Origin of the sequence: Streptomyces sp. NPDC017979, assembly GCF_044328175.1 — a bacterium.
Taxonomy (GTDB): domain Bacteria; phylum Actinomycetota; class Actinomycetes; order Streptomycetales; family Streptomycetaceae; genus Streptomyces.
The window spans coordinates 119,664-138,199 of the sequence record NZ_JBIRGU010000005.1; the positions used below are offsets into that span (position 1 = coordinate 119,664).

The window sequence follows — 18,536 nt, forward strand, 5'->3', positions numbered from 1 at the left end:
AACAGGCCATTCGGCCTGCGGTCGCACTCGCCCATTCCGCGACGGGTTGATCCGTGCAGGAGGCATTAACTGCCGGCGCTGCGAATAATAAGGACTTCCGGGTCGACCCCTTTTCCACGTTCCGGGAGAATTTCGCAGACTTGCAGAAGGCGTGCATGGCGCTGTGCGGTTCTGGTCGCGCCATGCGCTTGTCCGCTGTCGGATTCATCGGTCGTAGCCCCCCGGGGAATTCATGAATGACACGTGTGAATCACCTTACGGGGCCGCTTGTGATCGCCGCAACGATCGATTCGGGTCCGGAATCGATCGTTGCGGTGGTATTTCCGGCACGGCGGGACGAGCCCCGGTGCTGCTTTTCCCCGCCGCCTCCTCCGTCCGGTCGCCCGCCACGGCCCGCTCCTGTCAGGCCGCTCGCCGCGGCCCGCTGCCGTCACGCGACGGGCGCGGGCGTGTGCCGTCCGGTCGCACCCTCGACGAGCGCCTGCCGTGCCCGGGCGAGTCCGCGTACGGCACGGGTGAGTTGCTCCTCGGGCAGCGTGTACGGGAGGCGTACGTACCGTTCGAAGGCGCCGCCGACGCCGAAGCGCGGGCCGGCCGCGATCGTCACACCGTGATCGGGCGCGAGGGCCGCCAGCCGTGAGCTGACGGGCTCGGGGAACGCGGCCCAGACCGTCAGCCCGCCGGGCGGCTCCGGCGCGTCCACGTCGGGCAGGTGCGCGGCGACCGCCTGCCGCAGCGCGTCCCGTTGCGCCCTCAACCGGTCGAGTGCGTCGGGTCGGCGGGTCTGCCGTTGGTCCAGCAGGACGGCGGTGGCGAGCTGTTCGACGACGGGTGTGCCGAGGTCCGTTGCGGAGCGGGCCTGTTCGACGCGCTCCAGGACGGCGGGCGCGGCGCGGATCCAGCCGATGCGCAGACCGCCCCAGATGCTCTTGGAGACCGAGCCGACGCTGATGGCGGCGGGTGCGTGCAGCGCGAAGGGCTCCGGTTCCGTCCCGTCCAGCGCCAGGTCGGTCATCGTCTCGTCGACGACGGTGGGGCACGCCAGCTTGAGGCCGCGGCGCACGCTCGCGGACATGCACAGCCCGGTCGGGTTGTGGAAGTCGGGGATCAGGTACGCCAGGTGCGCGGCCCGTCCCGCGGCGCGCAGTTGTGCGGCGTCCCAGCCGGACGGCGTCACGGCGACGGGCAGCAGCCGGGCCCGTACGTCGGTGAACGCCCTGATGGCGTGCGGATAGGTCGGGTGGTCGATCAGGACCTTGTCGCGCGGCGACAGGAGCGTGCGCGCGAGCAGGGCCAGCGCGTGTTGGGCGCCGTTGGTGATCAGGACGTGGTCGGGCCGGGTGGGCAGCCCCCGGCGCCCGTACCAGTCGGCGACCGCTGCGCGCAGCTCGGCGGTGCCGTACCGGTCGTAGCCGTGGCGTGCGAAGTGCCGCGGCAGCCGTTCGAGGGCCGTCGCGAACGCGGCGTGCAGGATCTCGTTCGGCGCGGGCGGTGCGGCGAAGGACAGGTCGATCGTGGGCGGCGCGGCGAAGGACGGGTTGATCGTGGACGGCGCTGCACCGGCCCGGCGCTCCGGCGGCGGGTCGTCGGGCAGCCGTACGGTCGCCCTGGCCCGCGCCCGGGTGGCGAGGTACCCGTGGTCGACCAGGGTGCGGTACGCAGCGCCGACGGTCGTCCTGCTGGTGCCGAGCGCCGCGGCCAGGTCGCGCTCGCTGGGAAGGGCAGCGCCGAGGGAGAGGCGGCCGTCCAGGATCAGCAGCCGGAGCCGGTCGGAGAGGCGCTGATGCGCCGGCCCGGCCCCTTCCTGCCAGCTCCCCAGCATGCGGGCCACCGCGTGCGAACTGATCTTCACAAGGCCAGGGTAGGCGATCTGGCTATGGAATCGATGACCAGATCGTCCGCAGGGTTGCTCCATGTCACTTCCCGCGCGCCCCGGACGCTCCTGCACCCCGCCCCCTCCCGACCGGCCCGTGCTGCTGCGCATGACCGCATCCGCGCAGGTCCGGGCCGGGCGGAAGGCCCGCCGGATCCCTCAGCTGCTGGTCGGCCTGGTGGGGTACGGGGCGGCGGTGATGGTGCTCGTCCAGTCCGGGCTCGGCGCCGCGGGCTGGAACGTGCTCACCGAGGGGACCGCCGGCACCCTGGGGATCTCGTTCGGCTGGGCGACGAACCTGATCTCCGTGCTGGTGCTCCTCGCGTGGATCCCGCTGCGGGAGTTGCCGGGGCTCGGCACGCTGCTCAACGTCGCCGTCGTCGGCTTCGCCGCGGACGCCACCGCCGCCGTGCTCCCCGCCCCGCAGGGCGCCCCCGCACAACTCGGCTATCTGCTGCTCGGCCTCGTCGCCCTGGCGTTCTTCGACGCGCTCTACCTCGGTGCGCAGTTCGGCTCGGGCCCGCGCGACGGCATCATGACCGGGCTCGTGCGCCTCACCCGCCTCCCCGTCGCCGCCGTCCGCACCGGCATCGAGGTGTCCGTGGCCAGCGCCGGCTGGCTCCTGGGCGGCACCGTCGGGTTCGGAACCGTGCTCGTCGTCCTGGGCACGGGGCCGCTCGTCGGCTTCTTCCTGCCGCGGGTGACGGTCCGGCTGCCGGTGCCCGGACCGGGCCCGCTGCGCGATCGGAGGACGGCGTCGGCGTGACGAACGCCGCGAGCACCGGGTGGACACCGGGCTCCTCGCCGTACGACGGGCGATCGCGCCCCGGCTGCTGATGTGCGGTGGCTGAGCCTGTCCGTGTCCACAGACTGACCGACCAGGACGGGCAGCAGCTGGAGCAGGTCGTGCGCCCGGGCGGCACGAGTTCGGTGCGCTACCGGCGCGCGATGATGCTGCTCGCCGCGGCAGCCGGGAACCGGGTGCCGGTCAGGAGGCGGACGGCTCGATCTCCCCCGCGAAGACGATGACCTGGTCGATGAGGCTCCGTCGCAGATGGACGACGTCCGTTCCCGCCAGGAGGGGGCCTCCATCAGGCGTGGTGAAGACCCACTGGTACCGGGCCCATTCGTCGGGCATGTCCACCGCTGAGCAGCGCACCATCGTGCCGGTCCCCGCCGGGTGGCGCCGGATGTCCAGCACGAACCGCTCGACCGCCGCGATTCCTTCGCTGCGACCCAAAGGTCCCCAGAAGACCACGTCCGAGGTCAGGGACTGGGAGAGCAGGGCGGTCACATAGCCGTCGTCCGAGGCGTTGAACGCAGAGATGAACATGTCGATCGCGGAGCGTGCGGTCTCTTCCTGCATGCCCCAGTAATACCAGCCGTTTCGCGTGCACTCGTCCCACGAGCCGCCTTCCGATCACGGCGAACCATCCCGGTCACGGCCCTGGAGCGCCCACCTCGGTCAGACGTCCGCCAGGAACGCCGAGACCGCCTCCGTGAACTCCTCCGGCGCCGCGCGGTGGATCAGGTGGCCGGCCGGGATGGTGGTCATGCGGCCGTCGGGGATGCGGCGGGCGAGTTCGGCGATGCCGTCCTGGGGGACGTGGCTGGCCGGGCCGCCGGCGATGACCAGGGTCTCGGCGGTGATGCGGGCGAGGCGGGGCAGCCATCGCGGGTCGGGCCGGTCGAGTTGGCTCCTGACGGCCAGCACCATGGTCCAGTCGAAGGTGAGGGCGCCGTCCGGTCTGGTGGGGGTGCTGGGTTCGCGGGGGCGCGGCAGCGGGGCGTCCTCCAGGACGAGGCGGTGGATCCGGTGGGGGTGGTCCTGGGCCAGCAGGTAGGACACGACCCCGCCCATGGAGTGCCCGATCAGATCCACCCGGGCGAGCCCCAGGGCGTCCAGGAAGCCGAGCACGTCGGCCTGCATGAGTTCGAGCGAGTACGCACTCGGCCAGTCGCTGCGGCCGTGGCCGCGGAGGTCGACGGCGTACGTCCGGTGGCTCCGGGCGAGGGCGGGGAGGACCGCGTCCCAGTCGGCGGCGTCCTCTCCCAGCGCGTGCAGCAGGACGAGCGGTGGTGCGTCCGGTGGGCCGGACGTCCGGTACGAGAGCCGGATGCCGCCGACGTCGACCGAGCGTTGATCAGCCATGGTCGGACGATAGGCGAACCGGGGCGGCCGGAGGTAGGCGTTCACCCGCAGCCGAACCCGCCGAATCGCCGAACCCGCCGAACCCGCCGAATCGCCGAACCGTCGGCGGAACCGCAGTCGACCGCAGCCGAAACCCCGGTCTTCGAGGGCCGGCGAGGGCCGTTGAAGACCGGGGTCGACGTCCCCGCCGCCGTCAGGCCGACGGCAGCGGGTCCAGCGGTGCGTTGTCCGGGCCCGTGGCGCGGCGCGGGGAGACCGCGCCGAGCAGGGCGCTCAGGTCCGGTTCCGCGGGGGTGGCCGCGGTCGGGGACTTCGCGTTGGCGAGCATCGCCTGTGCGAGCTGGCGGCCGGCGCGGGTGATGCGGGTGGGGAGGGTGTCCGTCAGCGGGTCGCCGTTGCCGCCCCAGTCCTCCGACGCCGCGTACACGGCCGTCGGGACGACCTCCGCCCGCAGGTAGGCGAAGAGCGGGCGCAACGCGTGCTCCAGCACCAGCGAGTGGCGGGGCGTGCCGCCCGTCGCGCCCGCCAGCACCGGCTTGCCGGTGAGCGCGTCGGGGTCGATCAGGTCGAAGAACGACTTGAAGAGCCCGCTGTACGACGCGGAGAAGACGGGCGTCACGGCGATCAGGCCGTCCGCCTCCGTGACCGCGTCGATCGCCTCCTCCAGGTCCGCCGACGGGAAGCCGGTGACCAGGTGGTTCGCGATCGCCACGGCCAGCTCGCGCAGTTCGACGACGCGGACCTCGACGTCCGGGGCGGCCACGGCGTCGCCGCCGTTCACGGTGTCGCCGTTGTGCACGGCATCCCCGGCACCCGGGAGTTCGCCCAGGAAGCCGCGTACGGACTCGGTCAACCGGTCGGCGAGCAGACGCGTCGAGGACGGCACGCTCAGACCGGCCGATACGGCCACCAGCTTCAAGGTCATGACTCTCTACTCTCCTCAGGTTTCTCGTACGGGATCGGGCGCGGTCACGCCGTCACGCCTTCGCGGGCTCGCCCGCGCCCCGCACCGCCGGGTGCAGCGGCGCCGCCTCCGGTACGCCCGCCGGCCGCAGGGCCGCGAACTCCTTGCGCAGCACCGGCACGACCTCCTCGCCGAGGATGTCCAACTGCTCCAGCACCGTCTTCAGCGGCAGTCCGGCGTGGTCCATCAGGAAGAGCTGGCGCTGGTAGTCCCCGACGGAGTCGCGGAAGGACAGCGTCCGCTCGATCACCTGCTGCGGGGAGCCCACCGTCAGCGGCGTCTGCTCGCTGAAGTCCTCCAGCGAAGGGCCGTGCCCGTACACCGGCGCGTTGTCGAAGTACGGACGGAACTCCTTCACCGCGTCCTGCGAGTTCTTCCGCATGAACACGTGCCCGCCGAGCCCGACGATCGCCTGTTCCGGGGTGCCGTGCCCGTAGTGCGCGTACCGCTTGCGGTACAGCTCGACCATCTTCTTGGTGTGGCTCATGGGCCAGAAGATGTTGTTGTGGAAGAAGCCGTCGCCGTAGTACGCGGCCTGTTCGGCGATCTCCGGGGAGCGGATGGAGCCGTGCCAGACGAACGGCGGGACGCCGTCCAGCGGGCGCGGGGTCGACGTGAAGGACTGGAGCGGCGTGCGGAACTTGCCTTCCCAGTTGACCACGTCCTCCCTCCAGAGCTTGTGGAGGAGTGCGTAGTTCTCGATGGCCAGCGGGATGCCCTGCCGGATGTCCTGGCCGAACCAGGGGTAGACCGGCCCGGTGTTGCCGCGGCCCATCATCAGGTCCACGCGTCCGTCCGCGAGGTGCTGGAGGTACGCGTAGTCCTCGGCGATCTTCACCGGGTCGTTGGTGGTGATCAGGGTGGTCGAGGTGGACAGGATCAGGTTCTCGGTCCGGGCCGCGATGTAGCCCAGCAGGGTCGTGGGGGACGAGGGCACGAACGGCGGGTTGTGGTGCTCGCCGGTCGCGAAGACGTCCAGTCCGACCTCCTCGACCTTCTGCGCGATGGCCAGGGTCGCCTTGATCCGCTCGTGCTCGCTCGGCGTGCGGCCGTTGGTCGGGTCGGTCGTGACGTCGCCGACGGTGAAGATGCCGAACTGCATGAAGCTCACCTCTCGCGTGCAGCCTCCGGGCTGCCCCGGAAATCAGTAGTTGAACTTTGAACTAAACCCTACAACGGGGACCCCCTCGCGTCTATTCCAGGGTGTGCCCGGGGCCGTTCCATCGCCTGTCGGCCGGCCCGCCTGATCGCCGTCCTCGCAGGTCAGGCCGTGCGTGACGCAAGCCGCGCCCAGCGGGGCCGCCGAAGGGACGTACGCCCTCCGCCACGGCCCCGCCACGGGGTGCGACCGTGCTCGGTCCGCCGCGCCCTCGAAGCCGCGGTGTGCGGGGGGTCGGCGAGCGGGAGCCGGGCTCGGCCCGACGGCCCGCGCACCCCGCCACCGACCGCGGCGCCCCGGTCCGACTCGCCACTGGACCTGCTGTCACTGCCGCGACCGGGGCGCGTGCTGCTGCCTCGCGGCCGTCGTCAGACCGTGCCGCCCTTGATGGCGGCGATGAAGGTGGTGAAGGCGGTGGCGGGGACGTGCAGGACCGGGCCGGTCGGGGTCTTGGAGTCGCGGACGGGGACGACGTCGGACGGGAGGAGGTCTGCGGATACCTCCACGCACGCGCCACCGTTGTTGCTGTAGGAGGACTTGAACCAGCGGGGGGAGTCGGACGTCATGAGATGCCCTTTCGTAGCTGCCTGTTGACGGCGCAAAGGGCCGGCTGAGGCGGCGCCTCCACGTTCAGCCGAGGGTAGCTCTGCGCGTTGCGTCAGAGGGCGGGATCGGCTCGCGCGAGGCGCAAAGACGAGGGTGCCCCGACGAGCCGGGAAGCGGGCTCGACGGGGCACCCTTGCGTTGGTGCGGGGGCGGTCGTCAGACCGTGCCGTCCTTGACGCCGGCCACGAAGGCGGCGAAGGCGGTGGCGGGGACGTGCAGGACCGGGCCGGCCGGGACCTTGGAGTCGCGGACGGGCACGACGCCGGTGGTGGACGCGTGTGCGGGGGCCCACTCGACACAAGTACCACCGCTGCCGCTGTACGAGGACTTGATCCAGTTGAGGGGTTCGGTTATCACGAGATGCCCTTTCGTACCTGATCAATCAGGAACACAGACTCCGCTTGCGACGACGCCTCTGTCTGAAGCTGATGGTAGGCCCTCATCAGCGGCATCACCGAAGTGATCTCACGGTCCAAGTACCCCTGTGTTTGGGACTCCACGTAGCCACACACGGAACGGTCCGTCAGCGTCAGCAAGTTCACCGACCTGTTGAACGGGCGGCGCTCGCCCATGGAGTAGGGCGCGATCTGTAGTGCCGTGTTGGGTTGCTCCGCGAACTCGATCAACCTGGCTAGCTGCCGTCCCATGACGTCGGTGCCTCCGACTACGCGACGGATGCAACTCTCGTCCAGCACGACAAACACCAGGGGGGAAAGGTCCCGAGCCAGGGCTTCCTGGCGCGAAAGCAAGATATGGACGCGCTCCTCGGCCTGCTCGGTGGTGATGGCGCCCCGGCGTACGTGACCTGACTCGATCGCCGCTGCGTACTCGCGCGTCTGAAGTGGACCAGGGATCAAGCCGACCTCGAACAAGCGCACTTCCTCGGCCCGGGCCTCGTACCTCACGTACTCCTCAAACCCCTCCAGCAACGCTGTACGTCGAACTGATCGGCTCTGACGTTCGAGTCGGTCGCCGGTTCCGAGCACCCTGTCCGCGATTGATGCGAAACGTTGAGTTGGTGGGCGTCGACCAGTTTCGACGGCCGAGATATGGGATCCCGTGCAGCCGATCCGGTCTGCTAGCTCGTCCTGCGTCCACCCATGTTCGTCCCTTAGGGCACGCAGTCGCTGGCCAAAGGCCGCGCGGGGGGACTGCTTGGGGTCCAACGTCTTTCGGTTCACCATCTCCGGAACCCACCAATCAACCAGTCTGCGCAAGTTGAACTGCTTCTCGACTCTAGGCCAACCTGACATCGCTTGGTAGTGAAACCGCTACGGAGAGGAGTCGCCATGGCTGGTGAACTCGCAGTCGGCGCGCTCGCGTACGACATCGTGCAGATGCGGTGCGGCGTGGTCATGGAGGTCTACGGATCACTCGTCGCGCTGCGTCCGCGTGGTGGCGGGATTGAGTGGGATGCGCGTCGGGAGAACGTGCGGGCAGCGACGGTGGACGACCGGCTGAGGCCCGTACTCGCTGAGCTCAACGCGTTCAGCAGCAGAGGCGCGCCGTAACCCAACCCAGCCGCAAGACCCTGAACTCCGTTCTCGCGTATCAGCGTTGCCCTAGCGCTGAAGTGCTATGCGCGGGAGCGGCAGGGGGATGGGGACGGTGGTCCCTTTCTCCTGGTCCCGGTCGCCCTTGGGGCATGCCCCTGTCCCTAGGTGGCCGGGACCGAACAACCTTCACCCCACCCTCCGTAGGAGGAATCGTGATCGAGCGAGGTCGGTACAAGGGCTGGCGGTCCATCCGCGCCCTGGATGAGGACATTGTGGTGTCCGCCGTGTGCATCACGGGGAAGCCGGAGTGTGGTGTGCAGATGCCGTCTCCGGAGAGCGGCCAGCGGCACGGGCACGATGACGTGGACGAGTGGATGGAGTTCCATCTCCGTCTCACCGGTCACGACCTGTTCACCGAGATTCACCGTGAGCCCGTTCGCTGGGGGCCACCCACCCCGCACCCCGAGACCGGAATCACGCGCACATGACCCGTATCGCCGTCTCGGTGTTCTTCGGGGTCGTCGGTGCGTGCATGGGGTTGATGATCCTGAGCCTGGCCCGGCAGTAGGAGAGAGAACCCGTTGATTCCCCTCCCGGTCGAAAGGGCCCAACCCTGCCCCCGGTCGGCCCGGAGGGACGGGGAAGCGTGCTTGGTCGCCCCGCTTCCCGGCCCCGGTCACCTGCTCACTCACACCCACGGTGACCGGGGCCCTTCAATCAACCAGCCCGTGGCGTCGAGACCGACGGGAACAGCGCGCGGAAGACGTCCGCGGAGTCCGTGCCCGAGCGGCCGAAGGGTGCGTCGAAGTCCCAGACCAGGAACAGCAGGAACGCGATCAGTGCGGTGAAGAAGCCGGCCAGCAGCAGTTCTTGGTAGCTGCGGCCGATGTTCATGGTGAAGATCAGGCCGACCGTCACCAGCGCGCCGATGATCAGGCCGAACCACACCACCCCCGGCAGCGTCGCCCCCGCGCTCGCCACCCGGGAGTTGCGCGCCGCGTCCGCGATCGCGACCTGGTCCAGCATGGGCTGGTAGGCGTGTGCCTCCAACTCGTTCGCGGGGGTGTGCTGGGCCACGTCGGAGCGGACCTCCGCGAGCAGTTCCGCGCCGCGGCCGTTCACCTCGCGGCCCTCCACCATCCGGGGCCACTCCTGGTGCACGACGTGCGTGACGTACGCGTCCACGTCGTCGCGGAGCGCGGCGCGGAAGTCGGAGGGGTAGACCTCCGCGCGCTGGACCACCTCGTGCAGCGCCTGCGCCTCCCGCCGGGCGTCGTCCTGCGCGACGCTGCGCGCCTCCCAGACGCCGGCGATGGCCAGGCCGAGGACGATCGCGTACACGACGCCGACCATCATCGTCATGTACTCCAGCACGTCCGGGGTCTCCACCCCGGCGCGGTCGCCGTCGCCGGCGAGTGCGGTACTGGTGCGGCGTCTGCGGTGGTTGAGCAGGGTGACGGCGAGCACGACGGCGCTCGCCGCGGCCATCACGATGGCCAGGACCAGCCATTCGGACATGGGTGTCTCCGTACTTCAGGGGGCGGGCGGCGCCCGGGCGGTCAGCGGCCCCGGCGGGGCTTGAGCAGCGCCGCGGCGAGCACGGCCGGCGTGGTGGTGACGAGCATCAGGACGACGATGGACATCCCGTCCTGCCGCGGCTTCGCCGGCAGCGGCCGGTGGGCCCGTACGGGCTGCACGGTGCGGGTGACCGGCTGTACGCGCGGCGGCGCGGGCGCGGGACGGGGCGTCGTACGGGGCGTCGTGCTGGGTGGGACGACGACCGGCACCGGCACGGGGGCGGGCGCGACGTCGGGGCCCGGGGCCGCCGGCGGCGGGCTCGACGAAGGAGGCGGCGTCGGCGTCGGCGAAGGCTTGGGGGTGGGCGTCGGCGTAGGGCTGGGACTCGGCGTGGGCGTAGGACTAGGCGTCGGCGTCGGGCTGGGAGTCGGTGTGGGCGACGGCGTCGGCGTCGGGGACGGCGTGGGCTTCGGCGGCTTCGTCGGGCACCCGTGCAGCACGTGCACCGACACCTTCACGGACACCTGCACCGGACGCGGCCCGGACGCGGAGACCCCGGCCGAGACGCACACGACGCCCGGCACGTCCACGCGCGCGTCGACGGACACGTGGAACGACGGCACCGGCCACGGCCGATCCACCGAGTACGGCCGTACGACGTCGGACCCTACGACGTCGGACCGTACGGCCTCTGACCGTACGGCTGTTGACGCAGCAGGCAACGCAGAAGGCGACGCAGACGGCGACACCGAAGACGCCGGCCGGAACGACTGCTTCCGCGGCGCCGTGGACACCTCGCCCCCCGTTACGGACTCACGCTCACGCCCCCCACCTCCCCCCGGATCCCCACCCGTAGCGACGGCCACACCCACCCCTTGCGCACTCAGGATGACCGTCGCGGCCACCAGTGCGCTCAACTGCTCCCATCGGGCCACATCAGCACGTTATGGGCGCAAGCCAGGACACAGGTAGCACTATCACTTGGACTGATAAATGAGACGTTTGTCTGATCGTTCACCCACAGGCGCATCACTGCCGGACAGGGGTGCCATCGTCCCGTCAACCGCCCCGCGGAGCCCCCTGCGTACGCCGGTTCCCCCGCACCGCGCTGAGGTACTCGTCGACCGCATTCCTGTTCCGTACAAGGCAGTTGATGCGACGCGTCATGCTGTCCCGCTCGCGCTCCAGGGTGGACAGCATCTCCGGGGTCGCGTCCTCGAAGTGGATGACCCGGGGCTTGTTCAGACAGGGCAGGATCTGCTTGATGATCCGGGTCGGCAGTCCGGCGTCGAGCAGACCGCGGATCTGGACGACGCGGTCGACGGTCGCCTCGTCGTACGAGCGGTAGCCGTTGGCGCAGCGCTCCGCGACGATCAGGCCCTGTTCCTCGTAGTAGCGCAGCAGTCGGCTTGCGGTGCCGGTGCGTTGCGACAGCTCTCCGATCCGCATGGTGGTCCGTCCCTTTGAATGCCGATGTTGACCTTCACATCAGTGTGAAGGTTTGACCCTAGCCGGCATGAAGAGTCAGCAGAGGTCCGAGACCGCCCCGCAGAGCTCGTACGCCGGCGGTCAACGACTCCCACTCGGCGCCCTGTTGGCGCTCGCCACCGCCGTGTTCGTCACCAGCCTCACCGAGACCCTGCCCGCCGGGCTGCTGCCCGGCATGAGCGCCGACCTGGGCGTCGGGGAGGCGGCCGTCGGCCAGACCGTGACGGCGTACGCCGCGGGCACCGCGCTCACCGCCGTCCCCCTCACCGCGGCCACCGCCGCCCTGTCCCGCAAGCGGCTGCTCGCCGCGGCCATGGCCGGCTTCGCCGTCGCCAACACCGTCACCGCCGTGTCCACCAGCTACCCGCTGACGATGGTCGCCCGCTTCGCAGCCGGCGTGGCGGCCGGGCTCGCCTGGGCGCTGCTCGCCGGCTACGCCCGCCGCATCGCCCCCGCCCACCTCCAGGGCCGGGCGGTCGCCGTCGCCATGGCCGGCATCCCGGTGGCCCTCTCGCTGGGCGTGCCGGCGGGGACGTTCCTGGGGGAGGCGGTCGGGTGGCGGGCCGCGTTCTGGGGCGTGACGGCGGTGACCGTGGGCCTGCTGGGGTGGCTGGCCGCGGCCGTACCGGACGTTCCGGGAACCCCGGCCGCAGGACGCGAGAGCGCCGAGGGCCGGGCCCCGATGTTCGCGGTGCTGCGCGTCCCCGGCGTCGCCGCCGTCCTCGCCGTCACCGCCGTCTTCGTCCTCGCGCACACCGCCCTGTACGCGTACGTCGCCGCCTACCTGGAGCGGCTGGGCATGGGCGGCGCGACGGGCCCGGTGCTGCTGGTGTTCGGCGGGGCGTCGCTGGTGTCGCTGTGGGCCGTCGGCGCATACGTCCACGGCCGGTTGCGCACCCTGACCCTCGCGAGCACCCTGCTCGTCGCGGTGGCCGCGGCGGTGCTCGCCGTCGTCGGCGACAGTCCGCCGCTGGTGTACGCGGCGGCGGTGCTGTGGGGCCTGGGCTGGGGCGGGGTGCCGACGCTGCTCCAGACGGCGGCGGCGGACGCGGCCGGCGACGCGGGGGACGCGGCGCAGGCACTGCTGGTGACGTTGTGGAACGCGGCGATGGCCGCGGGCGGCGTGCTCGGCGGCGTCCTGCTCGCACGGGCCGGCACCGCCGCGCTGCCGTGGAGCGTGGCCGTACTGCTGGTGCCGGTGCTGGCGGTCGTCGGCGCGGCCCGTGCGCACGGCTTCCCCCGCGCCTGAGGGACGGCCCCACCGGTACGGACTAAGCCGGCATGCGGGCCCCGACGGGCCGTGAGACGTTCGCCGGGTGAGGGAATCCTTGATCGCCGCGGTGCAGGCGGGCGCCGGCATGACCGTCGCCGCGCTCACCGTCGTGGCGCTGCTGCTGCTGGGAGTCGCCGCGCTCCGGCTGTCGACCGCGGGCCGTACGGACCCGTCCGACGAGGCGCGTTCGCTGACGCTGGCGCTGTACGGGTGCGGGGCGGCCGTCGTCTCGCTGAGCCTGTTCGTCACGGTGATATAGCGCGACGGCGGAGCGCGGGACGCTTTAGCGCGAGGGCGCGACGGCGTGCGGCTACAGCCAGCCGTTGCGGCGGAAGGCCCGGTGGATCACGAAGCACGCCGTCGCCATGACGCCGAGCACCAGCGGATACCCGTACGTCCACCGCAGCTCCGGCATGTGGTCGAAGTTCATCCCGTAGACGCCGCAGACCATCGTGGGCACGGCGATGATCGCCGCCCACGCCGTGATCTTGCGCATGTCCTCGTTCTGGGCGACGGTCACCTGCGCCAGGTGCGCCTGGAGGATGGAGTCCAACAGCCCGTCGTACGCGGAGATCTGCTCACCCACCCGCGCCAGGTGGTCGACGACGTCCCGGAAGTACGGCTGCATCGCGGCGCTGACCGGCGCGGCGGGCGGCTGCGCGGTGGCGAGCGCGAGCAGCGGGCGCTCCAGCGGGCCCGACGCCCGCTTCAGCTCCAGGAGTTCCCGCTTGAGCTGGTAGATCCGGCCCGCGTCGGCGCGCCCGGCGGACGCGCTGAAGACGGCGTTCTCGACCGCGTCCACGTCGTCCTGGACGGCGTCCACCACGGCCAGGTAGTCGTCCACGACCTGGTCGGCGATGGCGTGCAGCACCGCGGCCGGCCCCTTGGCGAGCTGCGCGGGGTGCTCCTCCAGGGACTCGCGCAGCGGCCCGAGCGAGCCGTGCCGCCCGTGCCGGACGGTGATCACGAAGTCCGGTCCGGCGAAGACCATCAACTCGCCGGTGTCCACGACCTCGCTGGTCGCGGTGAGTTCGGCGTGCGCCACGTACACACAGGGCTTGAGGACCGCGAACAGGGTGTCCCCGTACCGCTCGACCTTGGGGCGCTGATGGGCGTGGACGGCGTCCTCGACGGCGAGCGGATGCAGCCCGAACACCTCGGTGAACACCGCGAACTCCAACTCGGTCGGCTCGTGCAGCCCGATCCACACGAAGCCGCGGCCCTTCTTGCGGACCTGCCGCAGCGCCTCGCGGGCGTCGCCGTCGCACCGCTGGCGCACCCCGTCCGCGTACACGACGCAGTTCACCACGGCGCTGCCGAGCGGCGAGCGCGCGGGGTGGGAGAGGTCGACGGGACGGCGGCGGTGCGCACGGCGCATCGCGCGCCGAAGCGTCCGGATCATCGGCACGGTGGGCTCCTTCGGGACGTGCCAGTCTCCCACTGACGGCCGACTGGTGGGGGAGTTGTGCCCAGGTCGGGCCCGGTGTACGCGGCACGCGACCGGCGTGCGCGGCACGGCGCCCGGTGACGCCGCGCCTTCCCGCGCCGACCCGCCCCGGCCAGGATCGTCCCGTCCCGAACGGATCGGTCGCTCCTGGTGCCTTGGCGGCGCCGGCCCACGACCTTACGGTGACGCCGTGGACAGCAGCGACCCGGACCTCCCGGACCCCTTCGACGCCGACGAGCACCCGGGGAACTGGATCGACGAGGCGTTGGGCGGCGACGACGCAGACGGAGAGCTCATCGCCGGGCTGGACGCCCTCGACCGGCTCGACGTCGTCATCAGCACCACGTGGGACCTGACCGTGCAGATGGAGGCGGCCTTCCACAAGGCGGTGCAGGACGCCGTCCACGCCGACCACCCCTGGGCGGAGATCGGCGAACGCCTCGGCCTCACCGAGCAGCAGGCGCGCCACGAGTACGGCCGCGGCGAGGTCTTCCTCCAGGACCCCGCGCCCGGCGTGACCCGGAGCGCGGAGCTGACGTCCGCCCTGGTCGCGGCGCACCGGGCGACGGTCGAGGGCCGCGGCCCCGACGTGGACACCGATCACCTGCTGGAGGGCCTGCTGAGGGTCGACGGCACCGCGGCCGCGGTGCTGAACGCACTGGGCGTGACGCGCGAACGGGTGCGTACGGCATGGCTGCGCACGGCCGACCCCAGGCCCCGGAAGACGGTGCTCCAGGGCTACTCGGCGCCCGCCAGGACCGCGGTCGCGGCGGCGGAGATGCACGCCGTGGAGACCACCCCGGAGGGCACCCCGGTGACCGCCGCCACCCACCACCTGCTCGCGGTCCTCCTCGCGGACCCCTCGTCCCGCGCGTGCGTGGCCCTCGCCGAACTGGACGTGTCGCCCCGGGTCGTACGCCACCTCCTGTCCGCGCACACCCCGCCCCCGCGCAACTTGATGGGCCGCCGCTTCCGCTACGGGCCGCGGCCGGGGGCGCTCTAGGGAGAGTCGGCCCCCGGTCGCCGGCCCGGGCGGTCGCGGCGGGTCAACGGAACGCGGACACGCCGGCGAAGAAGATGACCAGGACGGTGCCCGCGGCGCCGCCCCCGACCAACGTCGCGTTGTACAGCCCGCCACCGGCTCGCTGGGCGACCCACCCCGCCCCGAAAGCGATGTTGAGCGCCACCGACAGCGCGGTCAGCAGCGACAGCAACTCCAACTGGTTCACAGCGGTTCCTCCGGCTCTTGGTCCAGCTCCCGACCGTCGGGAGGGCGCACCCGACTGCTGCGCGCAACTCGACGATCGGCGTTCGGGCCGGTGTCCAGCCACCTTCCGTCTCGGCTTGGACACACCCACCCCGTCGCCGCTCGTCACGGCCGTACGCTTCGATGCGTCCACCCCGCGGTGGACGGGCTGGACGGGGCAGTTGGACGGCGCTCGGGGGGTACGGCGTGGTGGACGGCGACGGCGAGGACGGCTTCCTCGCCCGCATGAAGGCGTTGGGCGTCCTGAGGCGGCAACAGCTCTCGGGCCGGCCGTCCGATCGGCACCTCGCCCGGCGGGCGCGGGTGTCGCAGACGACCGTGGGCGTCTGGCTGCGCGGTGAGCGCTTCCCGCAGGACGTGGACACCTTCCTGGTCGTCGTCCGCGAACTGCTCGACACCGCACGGGCGCTCGGAGCGGCGACGCCCGGCGTCGAGGAGCGGCTGGCGGAGCAGGGCTGGCGGCAGGCGCACGCCGCGGAGGCCGCGCGGCGGGCGGGCGTCGTCAGCGACGGCGTCGTACGGGCCCAGGGGCGGGCGGCCCTGGAGACGGCCCTCGCCGGCGCGGGTGCCACCGGCGCCGCACTCCCGGCCGCACTCGCGTCGGTGACCCCCTCCGTAACCCCGTCCGTCCCCGGCGCCCGTCGCGTCGAGGACTGGCACCCGCGGCTGCTCGGCGTCAAGCCGTCCGTCACGGCACCGGGCGGAGACGACCTCCCCGGCTACGTCGTCCGCGACCACGACCGAGAACTGCGTTCGGCGCTGCGCACCATGGCGACATCGGGCGGCGGCGTACTGCTCCTCATCGGCAACCCGTCGACCGGCAAGACGCGCTCGGCGTACGAAGCGGTGCGCGCCGAACTGCCCGGCCGGTGGCTGGTGCGACCGAAGGACGCCGCCGAAGTGGCCGCCCTGGCGGAACGGGGCGGGACGCCCCCGGACCCGGCCCCGCTGATCCTCTGGCTCGACGGCGTCGACCGGCTGCTCGACGCCCCCTTAGCCGACGCCCCCTTAGCCGACGCCCCCGCCCCGCTGGCGGCGGCCCTCGTCGAGCTGTGCGATCCGCAGCGCCCGACGGTGGTCATCGGCACGCTGTGGCCCGAGCAGTACGACCGCCACGCATCCGCCTCCGTTGCCGCCGTCCGCGAGGTGCTGGACCTGGCGACGACCGTCGTGGTGCCCGACGAGTTCAGCGCGTCCGAACGGGAACGCACCCAAGACGTCGGCTGGAGGGACCCGCGCCTCTCGGCCGCGTACTGGATCTCGAACTTCGGCATCGTCCAGACCCTCGCGGGCGCACCGGCCCTGGAGCGGTGCTGGCGCACGGGCGACCCGTACGGACGCGCCGTGCTCACCGCCGCCGTCGACGCCCGCCGGCTGGGCGGCCCCGAGGTCACGCCCTCCGCGTTCCTGCGGGCAGCCGCTCCCGGATACCTGACCTCAGCCCAATGGGCACGGGCGGACGACGGCTGGTGGGAACGGGCCATCGGCTACGCCACCCGCCCTGTGGAGGGCACGGCCCGAGCGAACGGCACGGCAGGCACGACGAGCGCGCTCTCGCCGTGCGCCGGCGACGAGCCGGGCAGCGTCGTCGGCTACGCCGTCGCCGACTACCTCCTCCACCTCGGACGGTCCCAACGGCTCTTCGAAGCCGTGCCCGAACGCACCTGGCGCACGTTCCTGACGACCACGGACGACCCGCGCGTCCTGGTGCGGATCGGGTGGAGCGCCCAGTGGCGGCTGCTGTACGAACTCGCCGAGGAGCTCTATCTGGCCGCCGGCACCGAAGGCGTACTGCCGCGGGCCAAGCTGCTGGTTGCCCGCGGGCGGTCGGCCGAGGCGTGGCGGCTGGTCACGTCCCTGGCGGAGCGGGGGCACGACGAGGCGGTGCAGCTCCTGGTCACCTGGGTGCGGAGCATCTCCGACGACGATCAGCGGCTGGCCCAGCTCGCGCGGTACGCGCCCGCCCACGACGAGGCGGCCCGCGCCCTCGCCCGGGAGCTGGCTGCGATCGGCCGGCACGGCGACGCCGTGGAGCAGTGGACGGGCCTGGCCGAGAAGGGGGACGGGAAGTCCGCCGTCCGCGCCGCCGAGTTGCTGGCCGAGGCCGGCCGTGGCGCCGACGCCCTCGAACTCCTGCGCCGCCACGCCCCGACCAGCCCTCCGGTCCGGCGCACGCTCTTCGACCTGCTGCTGAAGACGGGGGCGCCCGAGGACACCGCGGAGGCGGAGCAGTTGCTCCGCCGCGACGTGGCCCGCTCGTCCACCGACGGACTGACGGAGTTCGACCTCGTCGAATTCCTCCGCACCTTCGACCGGTTGGAGGAGCTGGAGTCCCTGGCGACGGCCGGCTCCCGTGCGGCGCGGAGCCGGATGATCGACACCTGGGCCACCGAGGGCGAGCACGATCCGGCCGTCGTGGACCGGGCGGTCGTGATCTGTGCGCGGTGGGACGCGGAATCAGACGACGGGCCCTGGTCTGCGCTGCATCTCCTACGGGAGACGGACCGGTTGGCGCAGGCCGTGGACGTCGTGAACGCCTGGGAGCGCGACCACGAAGGCAACGACGACATCAACGCCGTCGTCACCGACATGCTGATGGACCTCGGACGGTGGGACGACGTCGCCGCCCGCGCCGACCGCGGTGACACCCGGGCCCAGGAAGCCGTCGCACGTCGACTGCTTGAGCAAGGCCGGATCGACGAGGTGATGCGGCGGGCCGAACGGGGGGAGCTCCCGGCCTGTCGCCGGGTCAGCGAGTTGCTGGCGGAGCGCGGCGACTTCGCGGGCGCCGCCGAGGTGTGGTGCGGCACGGTGGCGCTCCGCCGGGAGTACGCCCACCTCGGCCTCGTCGACCTCCTGCACGAGCACGACCGCGTCGACGACCTCCTGGACCTGCTGACCTCCCTGGACCGCCGGCTCGGCAAGCGCGAGGCCCGCATCCTCGCCGACCTCCTCGTCCGCAAGGGCCGCATCGCCGAACTCACGGACCGGGCCGCCGCCGGCGACAAGCACGCGGACGAGGCACTGGTCCACCACCTGGCTTCCCACCGCCGGTTCGCCGACGTGCGCAGCCGCGCGGTGGCGGGCAGCGGCGCGGCCACCCGCGTACTGCTGGATCTGGGCGTCGAAGAGCCAGAGTTGCAGGGACTTACGACGTACGGCCTACGGCTTGACGGGTCGATCGCCGTGCCGCGTGCCGGAGTCGACGACGTCTCGCGGTGACACCCTTTCGAACGCCCGCCCACGGTCGACGGGTTCCGCGATGCGGGGCGGCGCGGCGGGGCGTCATCCGG

General features: G+C 72.0%; 20 protein-coding genes and 1 pseudogene. 8 read left to right on the forward strand and 13 right to left on the reverse strand.

The genetic code is table 11. The features are described 5' to 3' along the window. Positions 1–430: 430 nt before the first annotated feature. Entirely contained in the window at positions 431–1,852 is a 1,422-nt protein-coding gene (locus tag ACH4E8_RS16125; RefSeq protein WP_398448526.1) for a PLP-dependent aminotransferase family protein, read from the reverse strand. A 61-nt stretch (positions 1,853–1,913) separates the two neighbouring features. Here ACH4E8_RS16125 and ACH4E8_RS16130 point away from each other — a divergent pair, with 61 nt between their 5' ends. After that, positions 1,914–2,639, forward strand: coding sequence for a YitT family protein (locus tag ACH4E8_RS16130; protein WP_398448528.1), 726 nt, complete (start codon positions 1,914–1,916; stop codon positions 2,637–2,639). Positions 2,640–2,716: 77 nt separating this feature from the next. Continuing rightward, positions 2,717–2,863 (forward strand): annotated as a pseudogene (locus ACH4E8_RS16135) (IS630 family transposase); the annotation flags it as partial. On the opposite strand, the gene ACH4E8_RS16140 reads toward ACH4E8_RS16135, so the two are convergent. From ACH4E8_RS16140 to ACH4E8_RS16170, 7 genes are all read right to left on the reverse strand, one after another. Beyond that, positions 2,862–3,239 (reverse strand): nuclear transport factor 2 family protein, encoded by a 378-nt coding sequence (locus tag ACH4E8_RS16140; protein WP_398448529.1) that lies wholly within the window; start codon positions 3,237–3,239, stop codon positions 2,862–2,864. The pseudogene ACH4E8_RS16135 and the gene ACH4E8_RS16140 sit on opposite strands and share 2 nt — an antisense overlap. A 99-nt stretch (positions 3,240–3,338) precedes the next feature. Beyond that, positions 3,339–4,025 (reverse strand): alpha/beta fold hydrolase, encoded by a 687-nt coding sequence (locus tag ACH4E8_RS16145; RefSeq protein WP_398448531.1) that lies wholly within the window; start codon positions 4,023–4,025, stop codon positions 3,339–3,341. Positions 4,026–4,218: 193 nt separating this feature from the next. Next, the gene (locus ACH4E8_RS16150; RefSeq protein WP_398448533.1) at positions 4,219–4,950 is read right to left on the reverse strand and encodes an FMN reductase; all 732 of its coding nucleotides are present in this window, start codon (positions 4,948–4,950) and stop codon (positions 4,219–4,221) included. Between the two features lie 52 nt (positions 4,951–5,002). Next, a complete protein-coding gene (locus ACH4E8_RS16155) occupies positions 5,003–6,091 on the reverse strand; it encodes an LLM class flavin-dependent oxidoreductase (RefSeq protein ID WP_398448535.1) in 1,089 nt (362 codons plus the stop codon). A 425-nt stretch (positions 6,092–6,516) separates the two neighbouring features. Beyond that, positions 6,517–6,714: a DUF397 domain-containing protein gene (locus tag ACH4E8_RS16160; RefSeq protein ID WP_398448537.1), complete on the reverse strand. Its 198-nt coding sequence runs from the start codon at positions 6,712–6,714 to the stop codon at positions 6,517–6,519. Between the two features lie 196 nt (positions 6,715–6,910). Next, the gene (locus ACH4E8_RS16165; RefSeq protein ID WP_398448539.1) at positions 6,911–7,111 is read right to left on the reverse strand and encodes a DUF397 domain-containing protein; all 201 of its coding nucleotides are present in this window, start codon (positions 7,109–7,111) and stop codon (positions 6,911–6,913) included. Then, positions 7,108–7,938 (reverse strand): helix-turn-helix domain-containing protein, encoded by an 831-nt coding sequence (locus tag ACH4E8_RS16170; protein WP_398449203.1) that lies wholly within the window; start codon positions 7,936–7,938, stop codon positions 7,108–7,110. Before ACH4E8_RS16170 ends, ACH4E8_RS16165 begins: the two co-directional genes overlap by 4 nt. A gap of 105 nt (positions 7,939–8,043) precedes the next feature. Here ACH4E8_RS16170 and ACH4E8_RS16175 point away from each other — a divergent pair, with 105 nt between their 5' ends. Together ACH4E8_RS16175 and ACH4E8_RS16180 are read left to right on the forward strand one after the other, a co-directional pair. Continuing rightward, complete coding sequence (locus ACH4E8_RS16175) at positions 8,044–8,265, forward strand: hypothetical protein (RefSeq protein ID WP_398448541.1); 222 nt, start codon at positions 8,044–8,046, stop codon at positions 8,263–8,265. Positions 8,266–8,462: 197 nt separating this feature from the next. Beyond that, entirely contained in the window at positions 8,463–8,738 is a 276-nt protein-coding gene (locus ACH4E8_RS16180; RefSeq protein WP_398448543.1) for a hypothetical protein, read from the forward strand. Positions 8,739–8,967: 229 nt separating this feature from the next. Here ACH4E8_RS16180 and ACH4E8_RS16185 read toward each other — a convergent pair whose 3' ends face one another. From ACH4E8_RS16185 to ACH4E8_RS16195, 3 genes are all read right to left on the reverse strand, one after another. Next, the gene (locus ACH4E8_RS16185) at positions 8,968–9,768 is read right to left on the reverse strand and encodes a hypothetical protein (protein WP_398448545.1); all 801 of its coding nucleotides are present in this window, start codon (positions 9,766–9,768) and stop codon (positions 8,968–8,970) included. A 41-nt stretch (positions 9,769–9,809) separates the two neighbouring features. Beyond that, positions 9,810–10,043 carry a hypothetical protein gene (locus tag ACH4E8_RS16190; RefSeq protein ID WP_398448547.1) on the reverse strand — a complete coding sequence of 78 codons (234 nt, stop codon included), beginning with the start codon at positions 10,041–10,043 and terminating at the stop codon, positions 9,810–9,812. 784 nt (positions 10,044–10,827) lie between these two features. Continuing rightward, complete coding sequence (locus tag ACH4E8_RS16195; RefSeq protein ID WP_398448549.1) at positions 10,828–11,217, reverse strand: MerR family transcriptional regulator; 390 nt, start codon at positions 11,215–11,217, stop codon at positions 10,828–10,830. Positions 11,218–11,284: 67 nt separating this feature from the next. Here ACH4E8_RS16195 and ACH4E8_RS16200 point away from each other — a divergent pair, with 67 nt between their 5' ends. Next, positions 11,285–12,505 (forward strand): MFS transporter, encoded by a 1,221-nt coding sequence (locus ACH4E8_RS16200; protein ID WP_398448550.1) that lies wholly within the window; start codon positions 11,285–11,287, stop codon positions 12,503–12,505. A 67-nt stretch (positions 12,506–12,572) separates the two neighbouring features. Next, the gene (locus ACH4E8_RS16205; RefSeq protein ID WP_398448552.1) at positions 12,573–12,788 is read left to right on the forward strand and encodes a hypothetical protein; all 216 of its coding nucleotides are present in this window, start codon (positions 12,573–12,575) and stop codon (positions 12,786–12,788) included. Positions 12,789–12,839: 51 nt separating this feature from the next. Here the strand turns inward: ACH4E8_RS16205 and ACH4E8_RS16210 are convergent, their stop codons facing one another. Next, entirely contained in the window at positions 12,840–13,931 is a 1,092-nt protein-coding gene (locus tag ACH4E8_RS16210; RefSeq protein ID WP_398448554.1) for a magnesium and cobalt transport protein CorA, read from the reverse strand. A 235-nt stretch (positions 13,932–14,166) separates the two neighbouring features. On the opposite strand from ACH4E8_RS16210, the gene ACH4E8_RS16215 reads away from it, so the two are divergent. Continuing rightward, on the forward strand, positions 14,167–14,979 hold the full coding sequence (locus ACH4E8_RS16215) for a Clp protease N-terminal domain-containing protein (RefSeq protein WP_398448556.1): 813 nt from the start codon (positions 14,167–14,169) through the stop codon (positions 14,977–14,979). Positions 14,980–15,022: 43 nt separating this feature from the next. Here ACH4E8_RS16215 and ACH4E8_RS16220 read toward each other — a convergent pair whose 3' ends face one another. Next, positions 15,023–15,205 (reverse strand): hypothetical protein, encoded by a 183-nt coding sequence (locus ACH4E8_RS16220; RefSeq protein WP_398448558.1) that lies wholly within the window; start codon positions 15,203–15,205, stop codon positions 15,023–15,025. A 224-nt stretch (positions 15,206–15,429) separates the two neighbouring features. On the opposite strand from ACH4E8_RS16220, the gene ACH4E8_RS16225 reads away from it, so the two are divergent. Further along, positions 15,430–18,465, forward strand: coding sequence for a hypothetical protein (locus ACH4E8_RS16225; RefSeq protein WP_398448560.1), 3,036 nt, complete (start codon positions 15,430–15,432; stop codon positions 18,463–18,465). The last annotated feature ends 71 nt before the right edge of the window (positions 18,466–18,536 follow it).